This window comes from Rhodoferax sp. UBA5149 (assembly GCF_002413825.1).
GTDB lineage: Bacteria > Pseudomonadota > Gammaproteobacteria > Burkholderiales > Burkholderiaceae_C > Rhodoferax.
Genome location: NZ_DHXT01000107.1, coordinates 4549 through 4788 on the forward strand (window position 1 = coordinate 4549; position 240 = coordinate 4788).

Here is a 240-nt window from a genome sequence, read left to right on the forward strand (position 1 = left end):
TTGAGCGCGTCCTTGATCTGCAGCGAAAACAGGCGGCGCAGCCCGGCGCGGTGTTTGGCGGCGGCCACATCGGGTTCGTCAAACACTTCTATCGTGACGGCCTCACCGGCATCGATCAGCGCCGGGTAGCCAATCAGGGTCTGGCCGCCTTTCTGGATTTCGAGCAGCTCGGGCAGCTCGCCAAAGGTCCACGCGGTGTAGCGCTGGCCAGCCGGGGTGGCGGGAGTTGCTACGTTTTTA

The 240-nt window shown here is 63.8% G+C and carries 1 protein-coding gene; it reads right to left on the reverse strand.

The window, feature by feature from the left end; all coding sequences use genetic code 11:
• A partial coding sequence (locus B3V69_RS09845; RefSeq protein ID WP_296446080.1) for a DUF3418 domain-containing protein occupies nt 1-240 on the reverse strand: 240 nt, incomplete at both ends.